Here is a 6,626-nt window from a genome sequence, read left to right as displayed (position 1 = left end):
AAAAGCCCAGAATCTTACGGGTTCTCTTCATTTTTTGTTTGTGAGGGTAAAATCGGTCATTTCCCGATTACCCCATTTAAATTATTCCTGGATGTAATGGTCTTGTAACATATATTCATTCAAAATAGTTTATAAATAATTAGCATTAATTTTTGAAGCGGTATTTTAGAGTATTTACACACTTATTTAAAGCGAAACTAGAATAAAGTTTACTAATAATTTAAAATATTGTAGCTATTAATAAAACTTTATGATATATTAATCTATAATTAAAAAAAATATATATATTCAGATATACTTAAAAGATATTAAAATTAACTTAAATTATTTGATAGATCACGAGTTATATAGTAGCTAAGCTTTACATTATGAAAGGGTGATATTTAATGGGAAATCAAAACTATAAATTATATCGTTCAGGGATTCATCTAGCAGATATATATTTTCAAGATATTGAGATCTTTCATAGTAAAAGGGATATATTCAATAACAATTGGTCTGAAATAAATACTTATGACAAGGAAGAAAATATTTATAAAGATAAATATAATATTGATATTGTTGAGATACAGAGAAACTTGGAAAAATATAATAGACTTATTTTCACAAATTTTAATGAATATAGTTTTAATGAGGATATTATTTATCAAAAAAAATCAAGGGATGAGTTATCTTACTTTGAAAACAAAGAAGATGTTATTGTATGGGCTCAAAGAAAGAAAAGATACCCAATGGATATAATCCTATATAAAAATGAAGTGGTTGGTTTTATTGTTACAAATAGAGAAGAATGTATTGTATTAGTAAAAGATGGTTACGAAGAGTATACTCCACAAGATCTCTGGGAGAAGGCCAAAATATCTAAAGATGAATTTAGGGTAAAAAAACTTGAGGATTATATGGTAAGTATGAGGGATGGAGTAAAACTGGCAACAGAAGTTTGGATACCCGAAACTAAAGAAAACAATACTAAATTCCCAACGGTCTTCATTAGAACACCCTACGGAAAAGATAGAATTTCAGAGTCGCAGCTAAGATTTGTACAGAGAGGATATGTCCTTGTGATTCAAGACGTAAGGGGCAGAGAAAAATCTCAAGGAGAGTTTTCTTCCAAGGGTTCAGAAAGATTAGACGGAGATGATTCTCTAAATTGGATTTCCCAACAGTCTTGGTGTGATGGGAATATTGGAATGTATGGCGCTTCTTACTTAGGTTATGTTCAATGGGCTGCAGCTAGTACAGGCAATCCTCATTTAAAAGCTATTGTAAGCATTGTAACAGCAGGAAGTCCATTTGGTGACCTTCCAAGAAAAGGCGGGACAATGGCTTCAGGAATTCTGGCTTGGATTTTTGCAATGTCAAAGAAAAATTTTTATCCAGAAGCAATGGAAAGAGATGATTGGGATCAGATAGTAAAAATAAGACCCATAAAAGATATACCTGAGAAAATACTTGGTAAACCTATACTGTTTTGGGATAACTACATGAACCACAGCCTATATGATGAATTTTGGGAACTAATGGATTGGAGTAAGCAAGGAGATAAAATAAATGTTCCTTCTTTAATTATATCTGGATGGTTTGATGATAATGGGCAGGGATCTTTAGAAGCTTGGAGTGTGAATGCAAAATACAATCGGGAAAACATGAAAATGATTTTAGGTCCATGGTTGCATAAGGCAAATACTAATAGAGATATTGGTGATATAGGTTTTGGTAACAATGCTATAAGATATGATATTGATTTAGCTTTTCAAAAATGGTTTGATAGGTACTTAAAAAATATTGATACAGGTATAGATAAAGAAGCAGCAGTTGATTACTATGTTCAAGGATCTAATAAATGGAAAGATTCTAATACATGGACTCCAGAAAAAGCTGAAAGGAAGAATCTGTATTTAGATAGTCTTGGACAAGCTAATAGCTCAAAAGGAGATGGTAAATTAAGATGGGAAAAGAAATTTAATCATGATTATGATGAGTATTCATACGACCCTTATGATCCTACGCCACATTTAATTGATTTAAGAGAAAATGAATTAAATGTACCAGCAAATTACAGAGATATTGAGAAAAGAAAGGATGTGTTAGTCTACACTAGTGATGTATTAGAAGAAGAAGTAACTATTGCGGGTGAAGTTTTTACTGATATTTATGCTGAAACTTCTGCTAAGGATACAGACTGGGTTGTGCGGTTGACAGACCTTGATATGGAAGGGAATTCTCGTAGGTTAGTGGATGGAGTATATAGGGCGAAATATATTGATGATTTCAAAAAAGAAGCCTTGCTTAGTAAAGGTGAAATAAGAAAATATAGAATTAATATGTTCCATACATCAAATACATTTAAAAAGGGGCATATGATTAGAGTGGAAATTACCTCTAGTGCGGAAAACCTAGTATTTCCTAATCAAAATACAGGAAATGATTTTTCAACTGATACTGAATATGTTATTGCACAGCAAAGGATTTATCATAGCAAAGAGTATCCAAGTAAGATAAGTATACCTGTTATAGACTATTAAAACATTTGTAGGAATATTAATAATTAATGAGGAGGTTTTTATATGAAAGTTAAGAATCAAAAAGCCTTTGAAGGGCTTAAGAATGAAACGCCACAATTTTGGGGGAATCTTTCATACGATAAAGAATTTGATATGAATAAGCTGGAGTTAGATTATAAAGATGTTTTGGATGCCAGTGAAAGATTAAATAGGTTTGCACCTTTTTTCGAAAAAGTGTTTGATGACACTAAAGAATCCAAAGGAATTATTGAATCGAAAATTTTTAGTTTAGATAAAGCAAAAGTAGAAATAGAAAAATATGAAAAAATAAAGATTCCAGGGAAGATATCCTTAAAAGGAGATCATAGTTTACCAATATCTGGATCAATAAAGGCTAGAGGTGGAATTTACGAAGTTTTATGTCTGGCAGAAAAGATTGCTCTTGATTCTGGTATGTTGAGACTTGATGATAATTATGAAAAACTATCAGAAGAAAAATTTAAAAATATATTTTCTAAGTATAGCGTTGCAGTCGCATCAACTGGCAATTTAGGTCTTAGTATTGGAATAATAAGTGCAGTTTTAGGATTTAAAGTAACGGTACATATGTCATCTGATGCAAAAGAATGGAAAAAAGATATGTTAAGAAGCAAAGGGGTCACAGTAAAAGAATACGATAGTGATTTTTCATATGCAATTTCCATGGGAAGAAAAGAAGCTGAAGTGGATCCCAATTGTCACTTTGTAGATGATGAAAATTCTAAGGAGTTATTTCTAGGTTATTCTGTTAGCGCCTTAAGATTAAAGAAGCAATTTGAAGATAGTGGAATAAAAGTAGATAAAAATAATCCACTTTTTGTTTACCTTCCTTGTGGTGTAGGGGGAGGTCCAGGGGGTGTAGCTTTTGGATTGAAACTACTTTTTGGTGAGAATGTTCATCCAATATTTGTAGAACCAGCTCAATCTGCTTCAATGTTTTTGGGAATTCTTACTGGAATGCATAGTGAAGTAAGTGTACAAGATATTGGCTTAAACAATCGTACAATAGCTGACGGATTAGCTGTAGGAAGATCATCTAGATATGTTAGCAAGATGATAGAGCCATTAGTTGCAGGTTTTGTTACATTTAAAGACCATGAACTCTATAATTTATTGAAAATATTATACGATACAGAGAATATATCTTTAGAACCATCTGCTTTGGCAGGATTTAAAGGGATCTCTACCTTATTATCTTCAGAAGAAGGCAATAATATGTTGGAGAGAATAGAAGTAAAAGATCTTATGAAAAATGCCACTCATCTGATTTGGGCAACTGGAGGAAAGATGGTTCCAAAAGAAGTTATGAAAGAAGATTATCTTAAAGCTAGCTACAAGTAATATTTTTTAAGACAAAACTTTAGCGATTTACATTAAAAGCTAAAAACAACCAGGTTTCCTAATAATTAATTATATATAAGGAAAAAACAAAAGAGGAGGAGAAATTATGAATTTTAAGAAGAAAATGGCGATTTTACTAGCAGTTATGATGTTAATGCTTTTAGCTGCTTGTGGAAACGGAGGAGATGAAGTAGTAGAACCATCAACATCAGAGAATACAGGTACTGAGGATGGACAGGAAACTGTAGGTGAAAAGAAGATAATTAAGTATGGTAATGATCTTGGTATTGTTTCAGGATTAGATATCCATCTTTTCACTAATTCAGAAATATTTGAAGTAACAGATCAAACACATGAACCTTTAGTAGGTTCAGAGACAGGTACATATGAATTGTACCCTCTATTAATTAAGGAGATGCCAACAGTCTCTGAGGATGGCTTAACTTATTCTTTTGAGTTAAAGGAAGGTATCAAATTCCATGATGGAAGTGACCTTACCAGCCATGATGTAAAGTATACTTTTGAAAGAATGTTTAACCCAGCTACAGGAAACGTAAATACCTGGATCGCTGATATGATCGAAGGTTCAAAAGAAATGCTTGATGGAGAAGCAACAGAACTATCAGGATTTAATCTTATTGATGATTACAACTTTGAGATTAGTTTATATGAACCATATGCTCCTTTTGAATCAATAATGTCTACACAACAAATGGTTATATTTCCAGAAGAGGCAGAGGATTATGGAAAGGACTGGGGTCTTGAGGCTTATGTAGGTACAGGTCCAATGATGGTTCAGGAATTCCAACCTAAAGTAAAAGTTATACTTGAAAAATTTGAGGATTACCATGGAGAAGTTACAAAGATTGATGAAGTACATTTTCTTAATATGGAGACAAACACAGCATTATTAGAATTTGAGAAAGGCAATATTGATGTTGCCAGAGTTAATGAAAATTTAGTAGACCAATATAGAGATGATCCTGATTTTGCTGAGAATTTGAAAGAAGAAGAATTAATAGGAATCATTGCATTGACTCTAAATCATGAAATGCCACCACTGGATGATGTTAGAGTAAGAAAAGCTGTTAGTCTTGCAATTGACAGAAACTCTCTTACAGAAAATTATCTTAAGGGTAATGCTTCACCGGCAAAGAGCATGTTGCCATCAAGAGTACTTGGACACGATCCAAATGCACCTGAGCTTGAATACAACCCAGAAAAAGCAAAAGAATTATTGGCAGAAGCAGGATATCCAGATGGTATAGAGCTGGAAGCCTATGTAGTAGAAAAGCACAGATTAGTAGGTGTATTTACAGTATTGCAAGCTCAATTTAAAGAGGTTGGCATAGATCTTACAATTAGACAAGTAGATCAGTCAAGTTACGTTGACTTGAGAAAGCGTGGAGAAGTCCAATTGCCAATTTTAACTTGGTATGCTGACTATGTGGATCCAGACAATTTCACTTATACTTTCCTATATGGAGATAATGGTATTTTCTTCTCTAGTAATTATAAGGATGCAGAGTTTGATGAAATGGCAGACAAAGGAAGAAAAATAACTGATAGAGATGAAAGAGAACAACTATATAAAGAACTGGATTATAAAATAGTACATGAAGATTTACCTCATTCACCATTATATACACCAAAAGCTTTTTACCTTCAATCTGATAGAGTTGAAGGACTGCAACTACAAAATTGGACATTTAGATTTTTCCCTGCAGACATAAAATAAATAAATTTTGAGGCTGCTAGATTAGTAGCCTCAATCTCTATAACTACAAGAGACATGAAAGGAGGCAGAATAATTTGAAGAAGTATATTTTTAAAAGACTTTTACAATCTATTGTAGTCTTAGTAGGGGTTACATTAGTAACTTTTATTCTCTTAAATATAATACCTGGTGACCCAGCCTCTTTGATGATGGAGAAGAAGGCCGATCCTGATACAATCGCAAGAATAAGAACTGAGTTGGGGTTGGACAGACCTTACACAATTCAGTATTTAGATTTCCTTAAAAATGCAGTACAAGGAGACTTTGGAACGTCATATTTCCAAAGAGAAGAAGTAGTTGTTATGTTAATGAGAGCCTTTGAAGTAACACTTAAACTTGGATCCTACGCACTAGGATTTGCTGTAGCTGTGGGAGTTTCAATTGGTACAATAGCAGCTGTTTTTAGGGGTACGATAATAGATAGGTTGCTAATGCTTGTTACAATGCTTGGCTTATCAGCACCAGTTTTTTGGATTGCAATAATTTTACAGATAATATTTGGACTTAAACTAGATCTACTGCCCTTATCAGGAATTGAAGCACCTTATGCATTCGTTTTGCCAACAATAGCCTTGGGAACTCGTTATGCGGCATCTTTAGCTAGATTGACCAGAACAAGCATGTTAGATGTATTAACTCAGGATTATGTAAGGACTGCTAGATCAAAAGGAGTAAATGAATTTGTTGTTATAATGAAACACGTATTTAAAAATGCATCTGTACCAATTATTACATATACAGGAATCACTGTGAAATTTCTTTTGGGAGGCTCCATGCTTACAGAAACAGTATTTTCTATTCCAGGGCTTGGGAAACTTATGATTGATGCAATTATGACTAGAGATATTCCGGTTATTCAAGGGAGTGTAGTTTATGTAGCAACTATTTTTGTACTTGTAAATCTACTAATAGATATAATTTATGGAATATTAGACCCTAGGGTTAGAACAGCGAAAGGAGCATAA

The 6,626-nt window shown here is 32.9% G+C and carries 4 protein-coding genes; all 4 read left to right on the top strand.

Features of this window, described 5'->3' with window-relative positions; translation table 11 throughout:
• Positions 1-386 precede the first annotated feature (386 nt).
• The 4 genes from ACOEN1_RS10770 (at position 387) to ACOEN1_RS10755 (ending at position 6,626) form a co-directional block, all read left to right on the top strand.
• Positions 387-2,525, top strand: a complete 2,139-nt coding sequence (locus ACOEN1_RS10770; RefSeq protein WP_422486904.1) for a CocE/NonD family hydrolase — start codon at positions 387-389, stop codon at positions 2,523-2,525.
• 42 nt (positions 2,526-2,567) lie between these two features.
• Positions 2,568-3,884, top strand: coding sequence for a D-serine ammonia-lyase (locus ACOEN1_RS10765; RefSeq protein WP_422486903.1), 1,317 nt, complete (start codon positions 2,568-2,570; stop codon positions 3,882-3,884).
• 106 nt (positions 3,885-3,990) lie between these two features.
• Positions 3,991-5,622, top strand: coding sequence for an ABC transporter substrate-binding protein (locus ACOEN1_RS10760; RefSeq protein ID WP_422486902.1), 1,632 nt, complete (start codon positions 3,991-3,993; stop codon positions 5,620-5,622).
• A 74-nt stretch (positions 5,623-5,696) separates the two neighbouring features.
• Positions 5,697-6,626, top strand: a complete 930-nt coding sequence (locus tag ACOEN1_RS10755; RefSeq protein ID WP_422486901.1) for an ABC transporter permease — start codon at positions 5,697-5,699, stop codon at positions 6,624-6,626.

It is taken from the genome of Gudongella sp. DL1XJH-153 (assembly GCF_049310905.1).
Lineage (GTDB): Bacteria > Bacillota > Clostridia > Tissierellales > Tissierellaceae > Gudongella.
The sequence above is the reverse complement of the archived record's forward strand: the minus strand, read 5'-3'. Positions and strand labels throughout refer to the sequence as shown.

What these genes read in the sequence shown, in the direction of transcription:
- ACOEN1_RS10770 (WP_422486904.1), top strand. Translation starts at nt 387, where the DNA reads ATGGGAAATCAAAACTATAAATTATATCGTTCAGGGATTCATCTAGCA.
- ACOEN1_RS10760 (WP_422486902.1), top strand. Translation starts at nt 3,991, where the DNA reads ATGAATTTTAAGAAGAAAATGGCGATTTTACTAGCAGTTATGATGTTA.
- ACOEN1_RS10765 (WP_422486903.1), top strand. Translation starts at nt 2,568, where the DNA reads ATGAAAGTTAAGAATCAAAAAGCCTTTGAAGGGCTTAAGAATGAAACG.